Below are 22,427 nucleotides of genomic sequence, written 5' to 3'. Positions count from 1 at the left end.
TTACACCATATCGTCGAGTCTCAGGCGGGGAGCAATGCCCATGCTCTTCATCTCATCGAGGAGGAGTTTGAAGGCGTAACTCATCTCGACCGGATAGATATCCGTCTCGCTGCCGCAGGCAAGGCACCGCGTCACCTTCCGCTTCCGATCGACCATCGCGACCATGCCGCACTTCGCGCAGACCCACTGGGTCACTTTGTCCGACTCGTCGAGGAGACGCTCTTTCAAGGCCATGGCCGCACCGTGGCCGATCATCACGTCCCGCTCCATCTCACCGAACCGGAGACCACCCTCGCGGGCACGTCCTTCGGTCGGCTGGCGGGTGAGCACCTGCACGGGGCCGCGCGACCGTGCGTGCATCTTGCTCGATACCATGTGGTAGAGTTTCTGGTAGTAGATGACGCCGATGTAGATGTCGGCCGCAAACTGCCGGCCGGTGATGCCGTCATACATGACCTCGCGGCCGTTGTGCGCAAACCCGAGTTCCTTGAGCGAATGCCGCAGAGCCGTCTCGCGTTCGCCGCGGAACGCGGTAGCGTCGATCCGATGCCCCTCAAGCGATCCGACCTTGCCGCCCAGCATTTCGAGCATATGTCCGATAGTCATACGGCTCGGGACGGCGTGAGGATTGATGATCAGGTCGGGGGTCATACCCGACTCGGTGAACGGCATATCCGCCGATGGCTGGATCAGCCCGATAACACCCTTCTGCCCGTGCCGGGACGCGAACTTGTCGCCGATCTCCGGCACCCTGAGGTCGCGGGTTCGGACCTTCACCAGGCGCGAAGAGTTCTCGCCCTCGGTGATAATGACGGTATCCACGATACCGTGCTCGTTGCTCCGCATCGTGACCGAGGTGTCGCGTCTCTTCTCGACGGCGATCAGCTCGCTCGTCGGCTCTTCGAGGAACCTCGGCGGGGAGGTCTTCCCGATCAGCACGTCCTTCTCGCGGACGACCGTCTCGGGGTTGATGACGCCGTCGATATCGAGGTTCGCATAGTACTCCGCACCGTGCGCACCGGAAACCTCTTCGTCCGGGATCTGAATCTTGTCGACCTGGCCGCCGGGGTAGCGCCGCTCTTCGCCGTCGTAAGTCCGGAAGAAGTGTGACCGCCCGAGGCCCCGGTCGATCGAGGCCTTGTTGATGATCAGCGCGTCTTCAATGTTGAACCCTTCATACGAGATGATCGCGACGACGAAGTTCTGGCCTGCGGGTCGATCGTCGGAGCCGATCACGTCCGAGGTCTGGGTGAAGGTGAGCGGTTTCTGGCCGTAGTGGAGCATGTGTCCACGGGTATCGGGCCGGAGTTTCATGTTGGCCGTCCCGAACCCGAGCGCCTGCTTGACCATCCCGGCGCCCATGGTGACACGGGGACTCGCGTTGTGCTCGGGGAACGGGACGTGCGCCGCGCCGATCCCGAGGATGAGCGAGGGGTCGATCTCGAGGTGCGTGTGTTCGGAAGTGAGGTCCGCCTCGTTGATGGCGATGAAGAGATCTTCCTCCTCTTCGGCGTCGACGAACTCGATCGCGCCCTTCCGCACCACATCCTCAAAGACCATCTCGCCGTTTCGGAGACGCTCGATGTCGTCGTCGTCCACCTGCGGAATACCGCCTTTGACCACGATCAGCGGGCGGCGTGCCCTGCCGCGATCGGTATGGATGATGACGTCGTTGTTGAATTCCTTGTAGGATACGTTGACCTCGGAGGAGATCTCGCCGTGCCGACGCATCTCGCGCATCCGCCCGACCAGTTCCCGCGGGTCGTCCACAAGCCCGATAAGGGCCCCGTCAACGAAGACACGTGACTGTCTCATGCCGTCTCTCTCCGGAGGGCGATGACGCCCATATCGTACAGAATGTTCTTCACTTCCTCTTCGTTGATTACGCCCTTGCTGATCTCGACCATCTGGGCGAAGTTCTTCACCAGTCCACAGTTCGGACCCTCAGGCGTCTCGCTCGGGCAGATCCGCCCCCACTGAGTGGGGTGCAGGTCACGGGCCTCGAAGTGAGGCTGCGAGCGGGAGAGCGGGGAGATCACGCGCCGGAGATGCGAGAGCACCGCCATGTGATCCACCCGGTCGAGGAGCTGCGAGACGCCGGTGCGCCCGCCCACCCAGTTGCCGGTGGCGAGCGGGTGGAGCAGCCGCTCGGTCAGGACGTCCGCGCGCACGGCGGTCCCGATCGAGAGGTCACGGTGGCGCATGCTCGCCCGCTCGAGCTGGTACTTCACGTCGCGCGTCAGGCGGTTGAGCGAGATCCGGAAGAGGTCTTCCATCAGGTCGCCGGCGAGTTTCAGGCGCTTGTTCGAGTAATGGTCCTTGTCGTCGATCCGGCGCCGGTCAAGCACCAGGTCGAAACAGGCCTCGGCCATGCGGCCGAGGAAGTGCGCCTTTGCAAGGCGGACACCCTCGACCGCCGCCCGGTAGCCGGGATCTTCCTCCTTCAGGCCCACCGGCATAAGGTAGTTCAGGTGCGGGAGGAGGTAGTTATCAAGGACGAACTCCGCACGCTTCCGCTGGTAGTCACGGGTCTGGTTCGGGGCGAGTTTCTTGCCGACGTACATGACGCCCTCGTCGACGGAGTCGCACTCGCTCTCCTCCAGGTTCTGCATCATGAAGGTGAGGATCTCCTCGTCGGTCGAGACCGCCTCCACGATGTCGTGGTCGCCCTGCAGCCCCAGCGCCCGCATCAGGTCGATGAACCGGAGGTGCCCGGCGACCGAGGGGAACGAGACCTCAAGGAGGTTCTTTCTGTTCCGCTCGGCGATCACGAGCGCGCGGTAGCCCCGGTACTGCGAGAAGACCTTCGCCACGTAGATCCGCTCGTTGTAGCGCTCGGTGAACTCGGTCATGATCTTGTTCGAGGCGAGATCCTCGAGCGTCATCAGCACCCGCTCCGTGCCGTTGACGATGAAGTAGCCGCCGGGATCAAGGGGGTCTTCACCGTGCTCGACCCGCTCGGGGTCGCTCATGTTGAAGAGGTTGCAGGCGGCCGAACTCACCATCACCGGCAACTGCCCGATGGTGGTGACGATCGGGTCCTGCGCTTCTTCACCCTGGACAAGCGTCATCTCGAGTTGAATGGGTGCTGCATAGGTGAGGTTCCGCAGACGCGCCTCGCTCGGGAAGAGCTCGGACTGCGACCCGTCCGCCTCACGGACAAGAGGTTTTTTCACTTCGATCTTGCCCAGTTCAACCCACACGGCTTCCTTCCCCTTCCCGCGGGTCTCGATGTCGGTCTCGATGACGCGCTGCTCATCGACGACCTTCTGAAGGTTGTGCAGGAGGAAATTGTTATAAGAGTCCAACTGGTGGCGCGCTACGTGCTCCCGCGCAAAATATGCTCTCGACAAAACACTTCTATCTATCAGATGTATCAGCTCCCGGCCTTTGAGTTTATTTCTTCGGTCTCTTCACGACGAGCCTGTAGGCTTCGGCCCTGCCTGCAGTGCGGCTTTCGCGAACGATCCGGATGACGTCCCCGAGCTCGCTTCCGATAGCTTTCACCGCAGGATCGTCGTGGTAGATTTTCGGCAATTGTTCAAGAGAGATATGGTACGTCGCAAGAAGTTCGGCGACCTCTTCCTCGTCCATGATCTGATGGTCCGGAACCATCTCGTGTTTGAGTACGTCAAGCGAAGTGCCCATCACCTACACCTCACCGACGAAAAAGTTGCGTATCAGATACATCACCTTGTTAAAATCCATAGACATCGCCCATGGCAAACGGGCCCAAGGGGATTTGAACCCCCGACCACCTGGTTAAAAGCCAGGCGCTCTACCTAACTGAGCTATAGGCCCCGCGCGTACTGCCATTCAGCATTATTACAATGCGAGAATAGTATAAATAACTTACTTGCGGACGTATCATATCATTCGCAGTCTAACAATATAAACCTTTCAATTATCAATCCGTTCCAGACTTACCGGAATATTTAATGCTCTCCGGACGTTCATTTCATATACGTATTCCCGCGGAGCAGGGTGCCCCATGATTCCCACTAAAGACCGCCCCGATAAAGCCATAAACGCCATATCATGGGTGACGTTGAGCATATACCTGCTCATCGCCGTCTCACTCTCCCTGCTCGCGATATTCTCGTTCTACGACGTCATCATCCAGATAGCGGCGCTCATCCACGCCGACAATATAACCCAGGGCATACTCGAGGTCCTGCACGCGCTCCTTCTGACCCTCATCATCGTAGAGATCCTGGAGACGGTGATGGCGTATTTCAGGACCAGCAGGGTGCTCGTGACGCCGATCCTGATTGCAGGCATCACCGCAATGGTGCGGCGGGTGCTGACCTTCGGGGTCGAACACCTCGAACCCATCGATATCGGGATGACGCTCGCGGCGATCCTTGTGCTGACGATCGCGGTCGTCTACATCGGGAAGCAGGAGCGCGCGGAGAGTTACTAAGAACAGGGGCAGGGACGGCCCTACCCGGATTCAAACCGCTTCTTTCCGAACAGAACCGTAAACCGAAGCGTGGGGGCGATCAATGAGCCTCGAAGAGTTCTTCGAACTGGGCGCGGACCTGGCTCAACCGCTCTTCCTGGATCTTGACGCTCGTCGCCATACTCTTGATCGCCCTGGTGATGTCCTCCCGCATTCCCGCCCGGGCATCCTTGATGCTGTAGGTGGTCTCCAGGATCTTTAAGAGACGGCGATTGATATCGACGCTCTTCGCGAGACGTTCGTACTCGTCGACGAGTTTCTGGTCCACGCCGGCTTCGCGCGCCCGCTCGATGTTGGTGGCGATGGAGTGCCGGCGTGCCAGCACATGCTCGATGGCCTCATAAAGCTGGTGATGGGTGGTGGGTTTGAGGATGTAGTCCTCGAGGTAGGGGCCGTATTCGTTCGCCTCCTCGGGCGTGAGGGGTTTTGCGGTCAGCATGAGGACGGGGATACTCCGTAGCGTAGGGCTGGTCTTGATCCGCTCGAGCGTCTCCCAGCCGTCCATCGGCTCCATCATGATGTCCAGAAGGACCAGGTCGGGAGGGGTTGTATTCAGGACCTCAAGACACTCCTCGCCACTGAAAGCGGTGATCGGTCGATAGCCACCACGCTCCAGCATGGTAACAAAAACGTCGACGATCATGGGGCTATCGTCGACAACCAATATCGTATACATTATGCCTCCTCTCCGATCCTGACTGCTATATCCAATAACTGTCTCTGTACAGCTGGAAGATCTGCTGACTTATCAATTACCGCCGTGATCAGGGTGGCCTCCCCGACACTCACGACGAGGACCGCAGCGTCGGTTGAGGTGACGGCGACCAGACACGGCCGATCTATGCCAACGCTGCCGCATGCCGCCTCCGCCGATGCGAGGACCGTTGCACACATTGCCGCGAAAAGCGACGACGTAAAGTCGCCTTCCGGGAAGTGTTTACCCAGGATTCTGCCCTCACTGGATACGAGAGCGCACGCGGTAACACCGGCGACCGACTTGATCTCGCCGATGTACCTTCGGGCACTCTCTTCCATAAAGGGATGACGGCTCATCATACCAACCCCAAGATATCTTAGAACGATATCTTCTTCGCATCATATATGAATATCGAATCTGCATTGCATCAAATCGCCTCGCTACTCGCTTTTGCCACCCATAGAACAGGATCGCCGTCCTTCGATGAGGAAAAATTCTGTTGCCGGGGAGACGGCCGGTCCCGCAGGATGGCCGCGTGGTCGGGGCACGGAGTGTTTCAGACCGCTTCCAGCCAGAGTTACGTCGTAGAATGTTTCCTCGCCTTGCAAAACGGCATTTGTGCTCTCCAACCTCAAGAGGCAAATAAATAAGTTTATGTTTTGGAACTACGATCTATCCTTGAGACGGTTTTGGATGATCAGGGCCTACGCTATCGCCTCCGGAAAAGGCGGAACAGGAAAGACGACCATCACCGCAAACCTGGGGACAGCACTGGCACAGCACGGCAGGGAGACATGCATCGTCGATACGGATCTCGGGATGGCCAACCTCGGGCTGGTACTGGGGCTCGGCAAGACCCCAATCACGCTCCACGAGGTTCTGGCAGGGGAAGCGTCCATCCAGGATGCAATGTATGAGGGGCCGTACGGCCTCAAGGTAGTACCCAGCGGCCTCTCGCTTCAGGGATTTCAGGACGCGAACCCGGAACGACTCAGGGACGTGATCTGCGATCTCACCGATCGCTGTGAGTTCCTGTTCCTCGATGCACCCGCCGGTATCGGCACGGATGGCGTCATACCGCTCACCGTGGCGGACGAGGTCCTGCTGGTCGTGAATCCCGAGATCTCATCGATCGTGGATGCTCTGAAGATCAAGATCCTGACGGAGACGGTCGGCGGCACCATGGGAGGGGCTATCCTCAACCGGGCGACACTGGAAGAGACCGAGATGAGCCGGAGGAAGATCGAGAAGACTCTCGGCATATCGATCATCGACACGGTGCCCGAAGATGCAAACGTCCGGAGGGCAGCCGCGGCAAAGACGCCGGTCGTCGTCAGATCACCAGGCTCCGAATCGTCGAAAGCGTTCAGAAGAATTGCAGCCACATTGGCGGGCATCCCCGTTCTGGAGGAGCCGCACAAAGTGCAGGAAGGATTTGTCGAGCGGCTCGCCCGCGCACTATTCAGGAGGGAACCATGATACCTATGGATATGAATGCAGTCATGATAGTCCTGCTCTCGGTGACCATCGTCTGTCTGCTGTTTATTATGTACGTGATGTACGTGCGCATCCAGCAACTTCTCAAAGAGGTCGAAGCGTTAAGCGGCAGGATGGAGATCACCGGCAGCGAACTGGAACAACTGACAAAAAGCGTCGAGGAGTACAAGAGAGTGCGTGGATAGAGGAAGACCTTCCTCCCCTCGCAAAGCGAAGATATATCTGTAATTCGAGCACACGTAGTAAGGAAGGGGCCATAGGGTAGCCTGGCCATCCTAGGAGACTGGGGGTCTTCTGACCTGCGTTCAAATCGCAGTGGCCCCATCAGACCATTTTTTCACTCTTCCCGACAGAGTCATGCGCAGCATGAAGTTGGCTGCAGACTGCACGGATTGCCTGATTAGCCGGGTCGAGCACGAGAGCCGGCTCTGCATCGACGATCCCCTGCGCGTCTCCGAGATCGTCGATGCGTGCCGGAACCTTCTTGAGCGCATCTCTGCCGACCCGGTGCCCGCACCCGTCATCGCGAGCCGGGTGCACCGGCTCGCCTACCGGATGATCGGCGATCCCGATCCCTACCGGTCGTTGAAGAAGGGCAACAACGCTGACGCGGCAGCCGTCTGCCGGGCGGTGCGCGGGGATCTTGCAACGTTTCACGACCTTGCGCTTGCATCGGTCATCGGCAACACGCTGGATTACGGTTCACAGGCGCATACCGTCACGGATAACTTCGTTGAGTTCTTCCGCCGCGAGTTTGCGGCGGGATTGACCGTCGACGACACCGCCGCGATGGAGCCGCTCACCTCCCGGGTGGTCTATCTCGCCGACAACTGCGGCGAGATCGTCTTTGATGCCCTTTTCGCCGAGTATCTCAAGAAGAATGGCTCAAACGTCACGTTCGTCGTCCGGGGGGCCCCTATCCTGAACGATGCGACGATGGAGGATGCCGTGGCGCTCGGGCTCGACCGCCGGGTCGACCTGCTCACCCCCAACACGGACGGCATCGCCGAACTCGGGCTCAACCGCGACCTCGCGGTGCCGGCGCTCGCCGATGCTCTCGATAGCGCGACGCTCGTCATCGCAAAGGGCATGGCCAACTACGAATCGCTCTCGGACGACCGCGACCTTCCCCCCGTCGCCTACCTGATGTCGGTGAAATGTGGCCCTATCAGTGCGGAGATCGGGATCCCGGTCGGTTCCCGGGTCGCCGTTCTGCGAGAGTGATCCGGCGCGGGTGCCGGATCTTCCCCGGGAGAGAACGCTGGCGCGGAGACAGAGACATATAAACATTCTGCAAAAAATCCCCCGGATGTTGCTGACTTTTTTGGGTGACGGAGATATATAAAAACCCTATTTAATATTTTGAGCCATATTTCCGATTTAATAATTATCAGAAAATAATATATGCCCGACAGGATAGATACTGGAATGGGGAACTACCACACCCAGCATTCACCAGTCAACCAATTCCATCAGCAATCACCACAACAAGCAATACAACCAGTTACAGAACCAGTGATGCAAGGGTTCGGTTCAGGGGCACGGGCGCTCCTGAACCAGCGCTCAGCGACCACAAGATTCCACCGGGCTACAAAACGTTCGGGTGTGGCCCCCCCACCTCATTTCCTGCGACAAAACCCCTCACTTCTCCCATCAGGTGCTCGAACTCCTCGCCGGGACCTGAAGGTGTCTGTTTCAACGCACGAACCCGGCTGCAAGAAGAGAAAGTCGGGGAAACGGGGGGGCCGTGCCCCTAACCGAAGATCTTCCGGGAGGTCTCCAGTGCCTCGATGGCAGGCATCTTCTTCCCGGTCAGGAACTCGATCGCCGCCCCACCACCGGTGGAGATATGCGTAAACTCGCTCTCGAGACCGAGCCGCTCGATGGCCGCGCCGGAGTGTCCGCCGCCCACCACCGAGAACTCCACGGTCGACGCCGCCCTCAGGAGTTCGAAGGTGCCGACGGCGAACTGCTCCTCCTCGAAGAGCCCCGCCGGTCCGTTCACCACGACCGTTCCCGAGTCGGTGATCGTCCGGGTGAGGCTCCTGATCGAATCGCTCCCGATATCGAGCACCTGGGCGTCCTCGGGGACAGCGTTCAGGAGGTACTCGACCCGCTCGCCGTCTTCACGGACGGCGACCGAGTGCGGCAGAGCGAGCCGGTCGCGGTAGGACTCAAGGAGAGACTTCGCCTTATCGATCTCGTCGTGGTAGCCCAGATCGTCAATCAGCCGGGTCGACGGCCGCCCGATCTCGTGGCCCGCCGCAAGCAGGAAGACGTTTCCCACCACGCCGACGACGATCACCTTATCGGCCGTTCCCCGCTCGAGGACGTTCTGTGCGACCGCGATGGAGTCGTCAACCTTCGTTCCACCGAGGACGAAGGTGACGGGGCGCGGAGCGCCGGAGAATACCCGGGAGAGGTTCGCGACCTCCTTCTCCATCAGGAGGCCGGCCACCGACGGGAGCACCTGCGGCAGCCCCACGATCGATGGCTGCGACCGGTGCGCCGTGCCGAACGCATCGTTGACGTACACGTCGGCCATCGCGGCGAGCTTCCTGACGAGGAGGGTCTTCTTCGCCTCCTCGGGTTTCAGGGTCAGGTTCTCCTCGGCGGCAAACCGGAGGTTCTCGAGCATCAGGACATCCCCGCGCTTTGCGCTCCGGATTGCATCCCTGGCGCACCGCCCGAAGATGTCCTCCACATACGTCACCGGGCGACCGAGCAGTCGCTCCAGTTTCGCCGCATGCGCCTCAAGTGTCGTGAAATCCTTCTTGCCGGGCCTGCTCTGGTGCGTGAGGACGACAAGCCGCGCGTCCTCGAGCGCCTGCACCGTCGGCAGGTGTTCCCGGAACCGTTTGTCGTCCAGGATCTGGTTTGAGGAAGGGTCGATGGGCGAGTTGAAGTCAACCCGCAACATCACCGTTCCCGTCAATCTTCCAGTATCTGCGAGGGTACCGATCTCCACCGGGTATCACCAGTCTCCCCCTTCAGGCGCTCCGTGCCTTAATCTTTTTCAGGCGGAAGAGTTCCTCGCGCTCCATCTCATCGAGCCGCATCTTGATGAAGTCCCGGGCCTCGGAGAGTTCCGGGATCACCTTGAACTCGAGCGCATTCACGCGTCGCTTGGTGCTCTCGATCTCGTCGAGCAGACGCTTCATCGTCGTCTCGATCTCGGCGGCCTCGATGATCGCCTCGAGCAGGTCCTCGAACGCATCCGCGGTCTCGTCGATGACGGCAGAGGTGCCGAGCATCCCGTAACCGCGGTCGAGCACGCCCTTCCGAACGGACGACGCCTGGATCTCCGGAACGACAACGCCCATGATGTTCTTGCTTTTAAGGGAGATTGCGGGGCTTTCCGCCGCCGAGAAGGCGGCGGCCTTCACCCCGATCGCACCCTCGACGGTCTCCGCGAGAGCGATCATCTCCATGGCATGCTCGTAGCGCTCCAGCATTGCACCGCGGCTGTCTTTTGCCTGTTGCAGCACCTTGAAGAACTCCAGGATCAGCCCATCGCGCTTCATCTTGAGGATGTTATAGCCGCGCTCCGAGAGTTTGATCCGTCGCTTGACGTTGATCAGCTCCGATCGGGTCGGCTTGATATCTCGCAGCGCCATGGATGCTTACCCCTGTGCCTTCTTGCGGTACTTCGGGTGGTACTTCTGGATCAGTTCGCGGTCGATACGGACGAGCTGCTCTTCGGGCAGCGTCGCAAGGAGTTCCCAGCTGAGGTCGAGCGTCTCCTCGATCGACCGGTCTTCGTAGAGGCCCTGCCTCACGAACCGGTCCTCGAAGAGGTCGGCGAACTCGAGGAACATCCGGTCGCGCTCCGAAAGCGCGTCTTTCCCGACGATGGCGACCAGGCCCCGGAGATCGTTACCCTCCGCGTATGCCGCGTAGAGCTGATCGGAGACCTTCTTGTGGTCTTCGCGGGTATGCCCCTTCCCGATACCGAGGTTCATCAGACGGGAGAGCGACGGCAGCACGTTGATCGGCGGGTAGATACCCTTCCGGTGCAGGTCACGGTTGACCACGATCTGGCCTTCGGTGATGTAGCCGGTCAGGTCCGGGATCGGGTGGGTGATATCGTCACCGGGCATCGTCAGGATCGGGATCTGGGTCACCGAGCCCTTGACGCCCTTGATGATACCGGCACGCTCGTAGATTCCCGCAAGGTCCGTGTACATGTAACCCGGATAGCCACGCCGGCCGGGCACCTCTTCACGGGCCGCGCCGATCTGACGGAGCGCCTCGCAGTAGTTGGTCATATCCGTCAGGATGACCAGCACGTGGTAGCCAAGCTCGAACGCCAGGTACTCGGCTGTGGTCAGCGCGAGACGCGGCGTGATCGTCCGCTCGACGGCCGGGTCGTCCGCGAGGTTCAAGAAGACGACCGAGCGCTCGAGAGCGCCGGTCTTCTCGAAGTCGGCCATGAAGTAGTTGGCCTCTTCACGCGTGATGCCCATCGCCGCAAAGACCACGGCGAACTCTTCGGTCGAGCCGGGCACCTTTGCCTGCCGCGCGATCTGGAGCGCCACATCGTTGTGGGGCAGACCCGATGCCGAGAAGATCGGGAGTTTCTGACCGCGGACGAGGGTGTTCGTCCCGTCGATCGTCGAGATACCCGTCTGGATGAAATCCTCAGGCGAGGAACGGGCATAGGGGTTGATGGCCGCACCGGTGATCTCGAGCCTCTTCTCGGGCACGATCTCCGGGCCGCCGTCGATCGGCTTGCCGCCGCCGGAGAGGATACGGCCGAGCATGTCCTTTCCGACCGGCATCTTGATCGTCTCGCCGGTGAACCGGATGCCCGAGTCACGGCCGATGCCGGCGGTGGTCTCGAAGACCTGGACGACCACGACATCGTCGCTCGTATCCAGCACCTGGCCGCGCTTGACCGTGCCGTCGGCGGTCACGATGTTGACGAGTTCGCTGTAGCCGACCGGTTCGGTCTTCTCGACGAATACCAGCGGCCCTGCAATCTGTGCAACCGTTCTGTATTCCTTCATGGTCACACCGTCCTCATCGCGTCAAATTCAGATTCCATCTGCTTCATGATCTTCTCGAGCTCGGGCTCGTAGTCCTTGATGAACTTGATCTGGGGGAGCTCGTTCTTGCTCCTGACGCCGATGACCTGCTGCGGGGTTGCGCCACCCGCCTGGGCGGTACGTGCGAGGTCGGCGTAGTGCTTGATCGCATTCATCATGGCATACTGCTTGGACATCGGGCAGAACGTATCCACTGCATCGTAGGCGTTCTGCTGCAGGAAGATCTCACGGATCATCCTCGCAACCTCGATGGTGACCTGCTCCTCGTCGGGCAGGGCGTCGGAACCGACCAGCTGGACGATCTCCTGGAGTTCGGCCTCCTTCTGGAGAACACCCATCGCCCACGCCCGGAGCGGGTTCCACTCGGGCGAGACTTCCTTGTCGTACCATTCGCTGAGCGAATCAAGGTAGAGCGAGTAGGAGTTCAGCCAGTTGATCGCCGGGAAGTGCCGGCGCTGCGAGAGCTTCGCGTCCAGTGCCCAGAAGACCTTGACGATACGCAGGGTGTTCTGCGTGACCGGCTCGGAGAAGTCACCGCCCGGCGGCGAGACCGCACCGATGACGGAGACGGAACCGCCCTCTCCGTTCAGGGAGACGACACGGCCCGCACGCTCGTAGAACTCCGAGAGGCGCGCCGCAAGGTACGCGGGATACCCTTCCTCACCGGGCATCTCCTCAAGACGGCTCGAGATCTCACGCATCGCCTCTGCCCACCGGGAGGTGGAGTCGGCCATCAGCGAGACGTCGTAGCCCATGTCTCTGAAGTACTCGGCGATCGTGATCCCTGTATACACGGACGCTTCACGGGCCGCGACCGGCATGTTCGAGGTGTTCGCGATCAGCACCGTCCGCTCCATCAGCGGTTTGCCGGTCTGCGGATCCTCGAGCGCCGGGAACTCCGTCAGAACCTCGGTCATCTCGTTGCCGCGTTCGCCGCAACCGATGTAGACGACGATCTCGGCGTCCGACCACTTCGCCAGCTGCTGCTGGGTGACCGTCTTGCCGCTCCCGAACGGGCCGGGGATGGCTGCCGTTCCGCCCTTCGCGATGGGGAAGAGACCGTCCAGGATCCGCTGACCGGTGATCAGCGGGACGTCGGGATTCAGCTTCTCCTTCACGGGACGGGGCACACGGACCGGCCAGCGCTGGAGCATGGCGATCTCGGTGCCGTCCTCGAGGGTGCAGACGGTCTCGTCGACCGTGAAACCGCCGGCCGCGATCTTCTTGACCTTGCCGCCCTTCGAGCGGGGCGGGACCATGACCTTATGGACGATGTTCGTCTCCTGGACCGTGCCGAGGACATCCCCGGCTTTGACCTCGTCGCCCGCCTTCACCGTGGGCACGAACCCCCACTTCTTCTCGTGGGAGAGGCCGGGTGCCGAGACGCCGCGCTCGATGAAGTTGCCCATCTTGTCCACGAGCACCTCGAGCGGCCGCTGGATCCCGTCGTAGATACTGGTCAGCAGCCCGGGCCCGAGTTCAACAGCGAGCGAGAGACCGGTGTTGCTGACCGGCTCCCCGGGTCTGATGCCGGCGGTATCTTCGTAGACCTGGATGATGACGTTCTCACCCTGGATCTTGATGACCTCCCCCATCAGTTCTTCATTGCCGACCCTCACCACGTCGTACATGTGTGCGTCGAGACCGACAGCAGTGACAACCGGCCCTGAAATACGTTTTAGGGCTCCCTGAGCCCTTTTTTCGTTTGATTTTTCCATTACTTCCACAGATCAACACCCACCGATCTCTTGATTCTCTCTCTCATCGACAGGCCGCCCTCTTCTCCGCCGATCGCGATCACCGTCGGCTTGACGGAGTTCTCGAGGGTGGTGCGAAGACGCAGGGGAACCCGCTCCATATCGCTGCCCTTCAGCACGAGGATGCCGATGTCCTTGTCACCCAGCACCTGGTTGATGTGCTCGACCAGCCGTTCGTCGGTCTCGGCCGCGTAGGTCTTTTTGACACCCGCGAGCCTGAAACCAAGGATGAATTCACCGGTACCGACAACTGCGATCTCCATTTACATCACCAGGTAACCCTGTAACCGCTCACCGGGGAGGCCGGTTTCCTTGCCCCGGGCAAGGGCGCGAAGGTTCGCGACCTCGTACTTCTTCTTCTCCAGGTAGACGAGGACCGGAAGGATCGAGAACGCGTATCGTTTCGACATCCGCTCCATCTGGTCCAGCTGGACCCGGGTCAGCGCAACCTCGATCCCGTGGAGTGCGGTCTTGCCGCGGATCTCCTCGAGCGCATTCAGGAGCGGGGTCATCTTCACCTGACGTTTCAAGGCGTCGATGAACTCGTCCTGGTTCTCGAGTCCCGCGAGCCGCTGCAACTCGTCCACCGTGAACGAACCGCCGGGAATCAGCAGTTCCCTGACATCCTCGTGGACATCTCCGGCCCGCAGACGGAAGAGGTTCTGGATGTTCCTGATATCTATCTCAAGCTGGATATACTTGAGGAAGATATCGCCGCCTTTGACGCCTTCTTTTGCGTCCGCGATGAGCCGTGCGTAGTAGCTCTTGTAGAGCTCGTTCTCCAGGTGAGCAAACGATCCGGTCTCCAGTGCGCGGGGCAGTTCCCGCTCGAGGACCGGATAGAACCGCTCGCCCTTGAGCGCTTCGGCGACCCGCTCCGGTGACTCTTCTGCGATGAGGCGGTCGAGAGCGACCCGATCGAGTCTGCCGGCCGGGACCAGGACCTCCTTGATCTTACCCGGCGACATCTTCTGCATCTTGCCGCGCAGGACGGTGACGACGTTCTGGATGTCCCAGCGCCGCAGGTAACTGGCGGTAAAGTGCTTCAGGTCTCCCGGAACCAGTTCCAGGATGTGCTGGTACTCCTTGGCGAGGTTCCAGCTCAGGGCCACCTCGACGAGGTTGATTCCGGAGAAGGAGGTGCCGAGTTCATCGATCTCCGACCGATAAGTGGTCTCGCCGATGAACCGGGTGATCTCAGGCAGGCTCATATTCAGCATGCGGAGATAATCCTCGCGCGGTATCAGCTGCGCTTTACGCACCCGCAAGCGGGTACAGGCGTAAATGTACTGGGCCGATCCGCTACTTACCCCTGCCATTTATGAACCCTCCTCATGTAAACAGAATATCTGACGCATCCTTCAGGCCGGATTCCCAGATCTCGTCCAGGAACGTGCGGTAACTGTAATCGATCTGCAGTTCGCCGTCAGTGCTCTCGACGATGATGCCGCCGGGGATATCAAGCGGGGCGCCCACGGTGTAGCCCGAGAACATCTTTAACTGACCGAGGATCCCTTCGACAACCGGGGTATCCCGCTCGTTTGCATGGACGACGCCCTTCTTGATCTCCTTTACCGCTCTCTTCAGCAGGGCTGTGAGCGCCTTCTCCTGGAACTCGGCGGGCAGATCACCGACAGCGGCAAGCGAGGCCGAATAGACCTGATCGAGGAGCGTTTTCTGGGCGTTTAAGGCCTGCCGCTTGACGACGAGGTTCGCCGCCGAGGCTTCCTGGTTGGTGATGTGGGTGGCCGCCCGGTCCGCTTCCTCCTGCGCCGACGCCTTGATCCCGGCGGCGCGAGTCTGCGCGTCCTTCAGGATCTCCTCGACGTCGGTCCGGGTCTCCGCCCGGACCGCCTCGACCTCCTTACGCCCTTTCTCCCGGATCTCGTTCACTACTGCTTCGAGTCCCATGGTTCACTCCATCAGAACAGAAGCAGCAGTGCAACCACAAGACCGAAGATAACGATGGTTTCCGGAATCACCGTGAAGAGCAGTGCGAGACCGAACATATCCCTGTTCTCTGCGGTTGCACCGACGGCTGCCGCACCGATGCCCATCTCTGCGATGCCGGTGCCGACGCCGGTGAGGCCCACTGCGAGCCCTGCGCCGACTGCGCTCATTCCTGCCTGCGATGCCTGTGCGATTTCAAGAGTTGTAGCAACATCTACCATTTTCTTATTCCTCCGTGAATTTGGATTTCATACCGAATGGATTGTACTTTATGCCTCCACCTTTGTAGAACTTGGTGAAGAACTCAACATAATGAAGACGAATCGAGTGCAGACCGCCACCGAGGAGCCCAAGTGCCGTGTTCAGCACGTGCCCCAAGAGGAAGACGAGAATGCCTGCGATGATGATGATCACGCCGACCGGAGTGATCGCTGCCAGCTGAGGCTCTATCAGCATCCCGATCGAGATGTAGTTGACCACCATCGCGATCGCGACCGAGGATAACCCCACTGCCACCAGACGAGCGTAGGAGAGTACGTGGCTGATGATCGTCGGAAGCTCGACGACCTCAAGTGCGTTCTCCTGCGCGATCCCGATGACGCCGGCGACCAGAAGGACGATACCTGCTACGGCCGAGACGTTGAACCCCATGGCGACGACGGGCAGACCGGTCAGGTCGGGCATCATCGGTATGGGGAAGAACGACCAGATCAGGAGCAGGATGCCCCACATGACCCCAAGCCAGCCGATATGGGAGAGGATCGCCTGGGTCACGTGTTTCCCGTGGTAAAGTTTCCGTGCGTTGAGTACGCCGAGAATGCGCCCGAGCGTGATGTGCAGAATGCCGATCCAGATCGCAAGGATCATCAGTTCGACGACCTGCGGGCCGTGACCGCCTGCGGCTCCTCCGATGTTGAGGTGCCTCGAGAAGATCAGCGCCGGCCATGGGAGCGAGAAGCCAAGGAACTCACTGTAGAGAATCCCGAAGATGATGCTCGATATGCTTGCGATGCTGAGCACATTAAGAAGCATTCTCCCGCCTTCACCCTTCAGGAACTTCCGCAGCCCGAGACTCAGGAGAAGCAGAACGGTGCCGTAGCCTACATCGCCGAGGATCATTCCGAAGAAGATCGGAAATACGATCGCGAGGAGCAGCGTCGGGTCGATCTCCGAGTACCGGGGTCGTGCATAGACGTCCATCAGCACCTGTGACGGTTTGGCGAACACGGGGTTCTCGTACTCCACCGGGACTGCGGTATCGTCGTCGATCTCCAGTTCCTCGATGTAGATCCTGCCGCCGGTCGCCTTCTCCAGTGTGTCCCGGATCCGGTCCGCCCGGTCTTCAGGCACCCACCCTTCAGTGATGAAGGTCTCTTCCGTGGTAGCAAACCGCAATGGGGCTTCCGCCCGCTCTACGTCAGCCGTGAGTAGTTCATCGCATGCTACCAGGAAGTCGGTGCGCTTCTCCCGGATCCCTGCAACCTTTCCGTTGATTGCAGCGATCTCGCTCTCGATCCGCTGGGCCTCTTCCAGATGGGCCTTCAAGCGGTCGGCCGGCGCCCCGGTCTCCTCCGGGACGGGGATCGCCTGGAACCCGGCATCGAGGAGAGTCCGCTCGACCTCTTCGCGGTGCTCGTTCTGCACCACGACGACGATCATGTTCCCGGCCACCCTGTCGGAGAAGTACTTCTCGTTCGGGACGCCGATCTCGACGTCGTGGGGTATGTGTCCGGTAAAGACAGTAAACCGCGTATACCCGCGATAGAATTCCAGGTCCAGGGGAACCGCAGTGAACGGTTCAAGTTCCCTTGCGCGCTGCTCGTGCTCCTTCTGCCGCGTCTCCAGTCGGGAGCGCGAACCGACGAGATCCTCGGCCTCTTTCTGGATGGCCGGAAGATCCGTCCGGATCATCTCTCTGACCTTCGATACGGGGAGCCGCTCTTTGATCTCTACGTTCTCGGGGTCTATCCCACACGCATTCTCGATCGCTCTGACTTTGATGAGCGCCGAAGCCGCGTCGCTCGCCCCGGAAAGAGGGTGGCCGATCGACAGCCCTTCAGGAGACTCGCTCTCCGGGACGAAGTCCTCGATGTGATAGACGTTGTACCGGTAGAGTTCTCTCACGATGGTGTCGATCTCACTCTTTGGGGCCGCGATGAGCAGTCGGCGCATCCGTTCAGGCCTTAACATGCAGTTGCTCCTTAAATCGTGCAACTATCAAGTCTACAGCTTCTGGGAGATTCTTGTTCCCGGACGCTTTCAGCGCCTCTGCGCGCGCTTCACCCTCCTTAACAATCTCTGCGTACCTGTTCTGCGCCTGGGCCCGTGCCTCCGCTAAACGCTGATTCCTGTAATCATCGGCACTTTTCTGTGCCTTGATGATCAGGTTTTCAGCCTCCAGCTCGGCATCAGAGAGGTTCTTCTTCCTCTCCGCCTGCGCATCACGGATCATCGTCTGATACTCTTCTTCAGTTTCCCTGATGCTTTTCAGGACATCGGTCTTCATCAAACCCTCCTTCTCACGGCTCATCAATATTTGATGAAAATGAGCATATATTTATTGTTGTTTGTCCGCTGAGGTTTTTTCCGCATTCAGATGCTCTACTTCAGCCCCGGGAGGCAGGTTTTCAATCGTTATGCCCCCGGGAATCCCGGCAAGCGAGAGCCCGGAAAGCTCCGTCGACGAGCAGATCAAGTGCTGCTCGGGATGGGTTCCGCGCCGAATGTCGCAGGCTAAAAGGATCGCCGGGGCGACCGAGACGACCATCGAGAGCCGTTTGGAACCCGGATGATCTTTGGGGAGGACGACAAGCGGTATGTGGTAGCGCCGGACCAGCTCGAGCATCATGCGGGCCTGCTCGATGGGGCCGCCTTCCGGCATGGAGACCGCGACCAGGTCGTCGGGGTCGACTCCCTGGCAGTACTCGCCGTCCGGGGCCTCGATGCAGAGCGTAAATCGTGAACCGGCTTTCGCCACAAGCAGAAAAGAGTGCCCTCCCCGGATGACAAGAGGCTCGCCGCCGAGGGGGACGGTCATCCCCCCCTGCCCGGGGGTGAGTCTCCCAAAAGCGCCGCCTTCAGACTTCTTCGACATCTTCGGACTGGCAACTCGGGCACATCGGCCGCTTTCCGATGCCTTTAAACTTCTCGCCGCACTCTTTGCAACGGTAACTCTTGCCCTTCACCCGTTCGTTGAACTCGATATCGACAGGTCCGCCAACTGTACACATATTCTATCACCAGGTGAGTGATGGGGGGCGGAGAATATAAAATTCTATCGTGAAATCCCCGGCGCGGCGGAGGATCAGGCCCCCGCTCCCCTGTGGCGATACCCCCACGGTCCACTACAGGAATATGGTGAAGATCAGAAACGCTATGAAGATCATCACGGCGGCGTGCTTGACCCCCGCCCGGAGCGACCCTTCCCCCATCTCCCCGGCGATCATGCCGGAGAAGAACGCCTGGATGAGGCATGCGTGGAAGAGGAGGCGCTCAAACGTCATGATGGGGGGGGTTCCGAACGTAGATCCGCCGGGCATGCCGCCGGGAGAAGAAACGTTGACCCCTGCGAGCACGGAGAGGAATTGGGCATCGATGACGGCCACGACGAGGATGAAGACGATGAAGACTAAGTAGACGATGGCAACGTATATGAACATCTCCGCCCGTCTCTCACGCTTGAGGGCCTCTGACATCGCGGCATCACGGGCAGCGATATTCAGTACATCGACGATGCCTCCGGTCATCCGGCTCGCCGTCGTGATCAGGGTGACCGCCCGGGCGATGGTGGGGGTGCGTATTCGCTCTTCGAACCGGACAAGCGCATCCTGGACACTTGCGCCCCACTCTATGTCGCGCTTGACCTTCTTGATCTCATAAGTCAGCACACCGAGATCTGCCTTTACCACGATCGTGATCGCCTGCGCAAGGGTCAGGCCCACCTGATTTATGCCCGAGAGGCGGTGGAGGAAATCGGGGATGGCTGCCTCAAGCCCAAGCACCGTCTTCTGCCAGAACCAGTGGAAGATGCCGAACGGGACGAGGATGATGAGCAGAGCAACGATCACGTGGTCGTCGAGGACGTCGATCAGGACTTCGATATCGGTGTAGGCGGGTGTCGCGAAGAAGGCGAGGAGGACATACACGAGTGCAATCGGCACCGTCACGTAGAACGTCCGGGTCGGCTCGATCAGGAACGCCTGGAGGGGATGGCGCAGGAAGCCGCGAATGTTGCGGATACGGTCGTAGTACTGCATCTGCTGGATCAGTGGTTCGTCGCCGGTCTGCTCCACGGTGCGGACATCATCGAACTCGTTGAGCCAGCGCATATCGGTATATCGCTCGATCCCCTCGGTCTTGATCGATATCATATCCAGGAAGAGTATGAAGAAGAGCGATCCGACCGGGACAAGGAGGTATATGACGATCGAGAGTTGCAGAACGGATGTGCTGCCCGTGAATCCCATGACCACCATGACGATTATGATGAAGAGCGGGCCGGCGACAAAGAGCGTCACGTAGCCTTCGGCTACGAGCTGGAGCGTGGAGAGGAAAGTTTTCTGCTCGAAGCGGGCCTCTTCCTGGTATATGCGAACCCGGGCATCGAGGAAGGCGAGCATGTTTCCCCCGCTCTCGACAACGGATATGAGATCCTGGATGAACTCACGCAGTTTCTCCGATGGGGTCGTCTCCTGCAGATGTCGGAGCGCAGTGATCTGATCATAACCGAAGTAGTCGGCGTCGCGGACAACGCGCCGAAACTCATGAGACGCCTCGCCATAGACGCTTGAGTTCTCGCTGATCGCCCGAAAGATCCCCATCATCTCGGCTCCGCCCTGACGCATGGCGTACATATAGGCGACGGCGTGGTGGAGCAGCAGGTTGATCCGAACCTCCCGGTTCTTCTTTATGATGGACGGATACTGCAGGAATAGAAAAGAACTCACATGGGCGGCGATAGCAAATACAACGATGCTTGCGATGATCTGCAGGATGCCAACCACAGGGTCCACCAGCATGAACGCCGGGAGCCGGATGGCAAATACGTTGTATATCCCGATGCTCACCTGCGGGATAACCGAGAATCTCAGTATGAGAAAGGTCAAAATTGCCCAGAAGGCACCGAAGAGCCCGGAGAGGATGAACGCCCGGAGGAGGTAACGGTCGAGGGTGACCCCCATGTTCGCCGCAACCATATCCTCACGGAGGCTCCGATAGCGTATGGGGTCGCGCTCCACCAGCCAGCGGATGTTGCGCTGGATCCGGGCACAGGGCGGCAGGATCAACCGATCAACCTGCCGAGGTCGTCAAGGGAAGCGAGCACCCGGTCAGGCTCGATTGCAAAGGCCTGGATAATGCGGGCGACCGCCCTGTAATCCCTGATACCCTGTTTCTGCATGGCAAGGAGGATAGATCGCCTGATCTGGAGTTCCTCATCGAGCCTGGCCCGGCTCCACCCGCGGTATTCCATGATCTCACCCAGGATCTTTGATCGGCCTGAGTAGGTGAATGTGTCGGGCACGGGATTGTACTCGTAGACCGTGTTCACCTGGAGGCTGCCGGTGACGGGATCGATCCCGACGATCTCAACGATCTCCCTGCATCTTCTCGCGCGGTCGTATCCCCGATGGGTAAGCGCCTGGACGGAAACGACATCGAGCGCCTGGAGCATGTTCCTCGGCACGTTGAGCGGTTCATTCTCCAGGCGATGGATCGCCGCGTCGACGCCCCCGGCGTGCATGGTAGAGAACGTCGTGTGCCCGGTGTTCATCGCCTGAAAGAGTGTCTGGGCCTCGCTCCCCCGGACCTCGCCGACCAGGATATACTCGGGGCGCTGCCGCATAGCGGCCTTGAGGAGGTCAAACATCCCTATGGTGCCGCCGAACCCCTCCGATACCCTCTCGCGCGTGACAGCCGCGACCCAGTTCTCGTGATAGAGCGTGATCTCGCGGGTATCCTCAATGGAGACGACCTTTGCGAGCGGCGGGATGAAGAGGGCGACTGCGTTGAGCGATGTGGTCTTTCCCGACGCGGTGCCGCCGACAAAGAGCAGACTTTTGTTATTCTCGATCGCCATCCAGAAGTAGACGAGCTGATCGACATCGAAGGTCTTTGTCTCCATCAGTTCGACGGGCGTGAACGGTGTCTCGCGGAACTTCCGGATCGTGAACGATGTGCCCCGGGTGGTGACTTCGCTACCGAAGGTGAGCTGTAACCGTGAGCCATCGGGGAGGGTCGCATCCACAAGCGGGCTCCCGATCGAGACGTGCTTGCCCGAACGCTGGGCAAGGGTTATCGCAAGTGAGTTTAAGGCCTGCTCGTCAAAGTGGATGTTCGTCTTTATGTTCTGGTGCTGGCGGTGGTAGAGAAAGAGCGGAATTCTGGTGCCGTCGCATGATATATCCTCGATACGGGGGTCTTTCATCAGTGCATCGATGCGTGACCAGCCAAGGAAGTTGCGCCTGAGGTAGTAGCGGATCTTGAAGATCGATCGCCTATCAAGGGTAAGGCCGTACTCTGTCAGGAGGTCATGTGCCTTCCGGGAGAGGATCACCCGGCGGTCGGCGTCGAGCTCGTGGTCATCGAGGATCAGAACGTCGCGAAGGTCGTCAAAGAGCCGTTCAAGAAGTTCATACTCAAACTCCGAGAGCACCGGCTCAAAGAGGAGATATTCGGCCTGATTTGTCTCTGTGTTCTTTGCGATCACGGCAAGAGAGAGTCCGTCGGCAATCCAGTAGCGGTCGAGCTCTTCGTAGCCCGCTGGAGATACCGCATCCACGAGGAGGCCGTGCACCGCAGGGTCGTACTCCCCAGCGGGCTCGATGTTCTTTCGGAGAAAGCAGGCTCTATCCAGGAGGCGGGAGAGGCCGAGCCTCCCGGCGGAGGTGGAGCCCTCGGCCGCCGGAGGGGAGGCACCTGGTGTCATAGTGGCATCCGCATCGGCAGCACGCCCGTGCATCTCCTCAGACGAGGCGAGATCGTTGTTTGCTGCATAGTAGTTCCCGTGACCCGCATTG

General features: G+C 59.9%; 23 protein-coding genes and 2 tRNA genes. 5 read left to right on the top strand and 20 right to left on the bottom strand.

Going from position 1 to position 22,427, the window contains the following annotated elements; all coding sequences use genetic code 11:
• The 4 genes from rpoB to FKB36_RS01525 all read right to left on the bottom strand — a co-directional run bounded on the left by rpoB (nt 1) and on the right by FKB36_RS01525 (nt 3,801).
• Entirely contained in the window at nt 1-1,815 is a 1,815-nt protein-coding gene (gene rpoB / locus FKB36_RS01540) for a DNA-directed RNA polymerase subunit B (RefSeq protein ID WP_261596262.1), read from the bottom strand.
• Nucleotides 1,812-3,353: a DNA-directed RNA polymerase subunit B'' gene (locus tag FKB36_RS01535; RefSeq protein WP_261596261.1), complete on the bottom strand. Its 1,542-nt coding sequence runs from the start codon at nt 3,351-3,353 to the stop codon at nt 1,812-1,814. The genes rpoB and FKB36_RS01535 overlap by 4 nt, the downstream gene beginning before the upstream one ends.
• A 43-nt stretch (nt 3,354-3,396) precedes the next feature.
• Nucleotides 3,397-3,648, bottom strand: coding sequence for a DNA-directed RNA polymerase subunit H (locus FKB36_RS01530; RefSeq protein ID WP_261596260.1), 252 nt, complete (start codon nt 3,646-3,648; stop codon nt 3,397-3,399).
• A 79-nt stretch (nt 3,649-3,727) separates the two neighbouring features.
• Nucleotides 3,728-3,801, bottom strand: a tRNA-Lys gene (locus FKB36_RS01525).
• Nucleotides 3,802-3,991: 190 nt separating this feature from the next.
• On the opposite strand from FKB36_RS01525, the gene FKB36_RS01520 reads away from it, so the two are divergent.
• Nucleotides 3,992-4,423 (top strand): phosphate-starvation-inducible PsiE family protein, encoded by a 432-nt coding sequence (locus tag FKB36_RS01520; protein ID WP_261596259.1) that lies wholly within the window; start codon nt 3,992-3,994, stop codon nt 4,421-4,423.
• A gap of 79 nt (nt 4,424-4,502) precedes the next feature.
• On the opposite strand, the gene FKB36_RS01515 is transcribed toward FKB36_RS01520, so the two are convergent.
• Nucleotides 4,503-5,138: a response regulator gene (locus FKB36_RS01515; protein ID WP_261596258.1), complete on the bottom strand. Its 636-nt coding sequence runs from the start codon at nt 5,136-5,138 to the stop codon at nt 4,503-4,505.
• Nucleotides 5,138-5,497: a roadblock/LC7 domain-containing protein gene (locus tag FKB36_RS01510; protein WP_261596257.1), complete on the bottom strand. Its 360-nt coding sequence runs from the start codon at nt 5,495-5,497 to the stop codon at nt 5,138-5,140. Before FKB36_RS01510 ends, FKB36_RS01515 begins: the two co-directional genes overlap by 1 nt.
• Before the next feature lie 355 nt (nt 5,498-5,852).
• Between FKB36_RS01510 and minD the strand changes: the two genes are divergently transcribed.
• The 4 genes from minD to FKB36_RS01490 all read left to right on the top strand — a co-directional run bounded on the left by minD (nt 5,853) and on the right by FKB36_RS01490 (nt 7,880).
• Nucleotides 5,853-6,638: a cell division ATPase MinD gene (minD, locus tag FKB36_RS01505; protein WP_261596256.1), complete on the top strand. Its 786-nt coding sequence runs from the start codon at nt 5,853-5,855 to the stop codon at nt 6,636-6,638.
• A complete protein-coding gene (locus FKB36_RS01500; protein ID WP_261596255.1) occupies nt 6,635-6,841 on the top strand; it encodes a hypothetical protein in 207 nt (68 codons plus the stop codon). The genes minD and FKB36_RS01500 overlap by 4 nt, the downstream gene beginning before the upstream one ends.
• A gap of 65 nt (nt 6,842-6,906) precedes the next feature.
• A tRNA-Pro gene (locus tag FKB36_RS01495) sits at nt 6,907-6,980 on the top strand.
• Between the two features lie 42 nt (nt 6,981-7,022).
• Nucleotides 7,023-7,880: a damage-control phosphatase ARMT1 family protein gene (locus tag FKB36_RS01490; RefSeq protein ID WP_261596254.1), complete on the top strand. Its 858-nt coding sequence runs from the start codon at nt 7,023-7,025 to the stop codon at nt 7,878-7,880.
• Between the two features lie 529 nt (nt 7,881-8,409).
• On the opposite strand, the gene FKB36_RS01485 is transcribed toward FKB36_RS01490, so the two are convergent.
• From FKB36_RS01485 to FKB36_RS01420, 14 genes are all read right to left on the bottom strand, one after another.
• Nucleotides 8,410-9,624 carry a phosphoglycerate kinase gene (locus FKB36_RS01485; protein WP_390895682.1) on the bottom strand — a complete coding sequence of 405 codons (1,215 nt, stop codon included), beginning with the start codon at nt 9,622-9,624 and terminating at the stop codon, nt 8,410-8,412.
• Nucleotides 9,625-9,646: 22 nt separating this feature from the next.
• Entirely contained in the window at nt 9,647-10,273 is a 627-nt protein-coding gene (locus FKB36_RS01480) for a V-type ATP synthase subunit D (protein ID WP_261596252.1), read from the bottom strand.
• 6 nt (nt 10,274-10,279) lie between these two features.
• On the bottom strand, nt 10,280-11,665 hold the full coding sequence (locus tag FKB36_RS01475; protein WP_261596251.1) for an ATP synthase subunit B: 1,386 nt from the start codon (nt 11,663-11,665) through the stop codon (nt 10,280-10,282).
• 2 nt (nt 11,666-11,667) lie between these two features.
• The gene (locus FKB36_RS01470; protein WP_261596250.1) at nt 11,668-13,422 is read right to left on the bottom strand and encodes an ATP synthase subunit A; all 1,755 of its coding nucleotides are present in this window, start codon (nt 13,420-13,422) and stop codon (nt 11,668-11,670) included.
• Nucleotides 13,422-13,724 carry a V-type ATP synthase subunit F gene (locus FKB36_RS01465; protein WP_261596249.1) on the bottom strand — a complete coding sequence of 101 codons (303 nt, stop codon included), beginning with the start codon at nt 13,722-13,724 and terminating at the stop codon, nt 13,422-13,424. Before FKB36_RS01465 ends, FKB36_RS01470 begins: the two co-directional genes overlap by 1 nt.
• Nucleotides 13,725-14,780, bottom strand: a complete 1,056-nt coding sequence (locus tag FKB36_RS01460; RefSeq protein ID WP_261596248.1) for a V-type ATP synthase subunit C — start codon at nt 14,778-14,780, stop codon at nt 13,725-13,727. It lies immediately after the preceding gene.
• A 13-nt stretch (nt 14,781-14,793) separates the two neighbouring features.
• Entirely contained in the window at nt 14,794-15,372 is a 579-nt protein-coding gene (locus FKB36_RS01455) for a V-type ATP synthase subunit E family protein (protein WP_261596247.1), read from the bottom strand.
• Nucleotides 15,373-15,383: 11 nt separating this feature from the next.
• On the bottom strand, nt 15,384-15,632 hold the full coding sequence (locus FKB36_RS01450; RefSeq protein ID WP_261596246.1) for an ATPase: 249 nt from the start codon (nt 15,630-15,632) through the stop codon (nt 15,384-15,386).
• Nucleotides 15,633-15,636: 4 nt separating this feature from the next.
• Nucleotides 15,637-17,601 (bottom strand): V-type ATP synthase subunit I, encoded by a 1,965-nt coding sequence (locus FKB36_RS01445; protein WP_261596245.1) that lies wholly within the window; start codon nt 17,599-17,601, stop codon nt 15,637-15,639.
• Complete coding sequence (locus FKB36_RS01440) at nt 17,588-17,917, bottom strand: V-type ATPase subunit subunit G family protein (protein WP_261596244.1); 330 nt, start codon at nt 17,915-17,917, stop codon at nt 17,588-17,590. Before FKB36_RS01440 ends, FKB36_RS01445 begins: the two co-directional genes overlap by 14 nt.
• A 51-nt stretch (nt 17,918-17,968) precedes the next feature.
• The gene (locus FKB36_RS01435; protein WP_261596243.1) at nt 17,969-18,505 is read right to left on the bottom strand and encodes an alpha/beta hydrolase; all 537 of its coding nucleotides are present in this window, start codon (nt 18,503-18,505) and stop codon (nt 17,969-17,971) included.
• Entirely contained in the window at nt 18,489-18,641 is a 153-nt protein-coding gene (locus tag FKB36_RS01430) for a hydrogenase maturation nickel metallochaperone HypA (protein ID WP_261596242.1), read from the bottom strand. The genes FKB36_RS01435 and FKB36_RS01430 overlap by 17 nt, the downstream gene beginning before the upstream one ends.
• A gap of 114 nt (nt 18,642-18,755) precedes the next feature.
• Nucleotides 18,756-20,696, bottom strand: coding sequence for a type II secretion system F family protein (locus FKB36_RS01425; RefSeq protein WP_261596241.1), 1,941 nt, complete (start codon nt 20,694-20,696; stop codon nt 18,756-18,758).
• On the bottom strand, nt 20,693-22,336 hold the full coding sequence (locus FKB36_RS01420) for a type II/IV secretion system ATPase subunit (RefSeq protein ID WP_261596240.1): 1,644 nt from the start codon (nt 22,334-22,336) through the stop codon (nt 20,693-20,695). Before FKB36_RS01420 ends, FKB36_RS01425 begins: the two co-directional genes overlap by 4 nt.
• Nucleotides 22,337-22,427: the final 91 nt, after the last annotated feature.

This window comes from Methanoculleus formosensis (assembly GCF_025384765.1).
Classification (GTDB): Archaea; Halobacteriota; Methanomicrobia; order Methanomicrobiales; family Methanoculleaceae; genus Methanoculleus; species Methanoculleus formosensis.
This window is presented reverse-complemented; position numbering and strand designations above follow the sequence as displayed.

Excerpts from the sequence above, each read along its gene's own strand:
- rpoB (WP_261596262.1), bottom strand. The coding sequence starts at position 1,815 with ATGAGACAGTCACGTGTCTTCGTTGACGGGGCCCTTATCGGGCTTGTG.
- FKB36_RS01530 (WP_261596260.1), bottom strand. The coding sequence starts at position 3,648 with ATGGGCACTTCGCTTGACGTACTCAAACACGAGATGGTTCCGGACCAT.
- FKB36_RS01520 (WP_261596259.1), top strand. The coding sequence starts at position 3,992 with ATGATTCCCACTAAAGACCGCCCCGATAAAGCCATAAACGCCATATCA.
- FKB36_RS01515 (WP_261596258.1), bottom strand. The coding sequence starts at position 5,138 with ATGTATACGATATTGGTTGTCGACGATAGCCCCATGATCGTCGACGTT.
- FKB36_RS01510 (WP_261596257.1), bottom strand. The coding sequence starts at position 5,497 with ATGGAAGAGAGTGCCCGAAGGTACATCGGCGAGATCAAGTCGGTCGCC.
- minD (WP_261596256.1), top strand. The coding sequence starts at position 5,853 with ATGATCAGGGCCTACGCTATCGCCTCCGGAAAAGGCGGAACAGGAAAG.
- FKB36_RS01500 (WP_261596255.1), top strand. The coding sequence starts at position 6,635 with ATGATACCTATGGATATGAATGCAGTCATGATAGTCCTGCTCTCGGTG.
- FKB36_RS01490 (WP_261596254.1), top strand. The coding sequence starts at position 7,023 with ATGAAGTTGGCTGCAGACTGCACGGATTGCCTGATTAGCCGGGTCGAG.
- FKB36_RS01480 (WP_261596252.1), bottom strand. The coding sequence starts at position 10,273 with ATGGCGCTGCGAGATATCAAGCCGACCCGATCGGAGCTGATCAACGTC.
- FKB36_RS01475 (WP_261596251.1), bottom strand. The coding sequence starts at position 11,665 with ATGAAGGAATACAGAACGGTTGCACAGATTGCAGGGCCGCTGGTATTC.
- FKB36_RS01470 (WP_261596250.1), bottom strand. The coding sequence starts at position 13,422 with ATGGAAAAATCAAACGAAAAAAGGGCTCAGGGAGCCCTAAAACGTATT.
- FKB36_RS01465 (WP_261596249.1), bottom strand. The coding sequence starts at position 13,724 with ATGGAGATCGCAGTTGTCGGTACCGGTGAATTCATCCTTGGTTTCAGG.
- FKB36_RS01460 (WP_261596248.1), bottom strand. The coding sequence starts at position 14,780 with ATGGCAGGGGTAAGTAGCGGATCGGCCCAGTACATTTACGCCTGTACC.
- FKB36_RS01455 (WP_261596247.1), bottom strand. The coding sequence starts at position 15,372 with ATGGGACTCGAAGCAGTAGTGAACGAGATCCGGGAGAAAGGGCGTAAG.
- FKB36_RS01450 (WP_261596246.1), bottom strand. The coding sequence starts at position 15,632 with ATGGTAGATGTTGCTACAACTCTTGAAATCGCACAGGCATCGCAGGCA.
- FKB36_RS01445 (WP_261596245.1), bottom strand. The coding sequence starts at position 17,601 with ATGTTAAGGCCTGAACGGATGCGCCGACTGCTCATCGCGGCCCCAAAG.
- FKB36_RS01440 (WP_261596244.1), bottom strand. The coding sequence starts at position 17,917 with ATGAAGACCGATGTCCTGAAAAGCATCAGGGAAACTGAAGAAGAGTAT.
- FKB36_RS01435 (WP_261596243.1), bottom strand. The coding sequence starts at position 18,505 with ATGTCGAAGAAGTCTGAAGGCGGCGCTTTTGGGAGACTCACCCCCGGG.
- FKB36_RS01430 (WP_261596242.1), bottom strand. The coding sequence starts at position 18,641 with ATGTGTACAGTTGGCGGACCTGTCGATATCGAGTTCAACGAACGGGTG.
- FKB36_RS01420 (WP_261596240.1), bottom strand. The coding sequence starts at position 22,336 with ATGACACCAGGTGCCTCCCCTCCGGCGGCCGAGGGCTCCACCTCCGCC.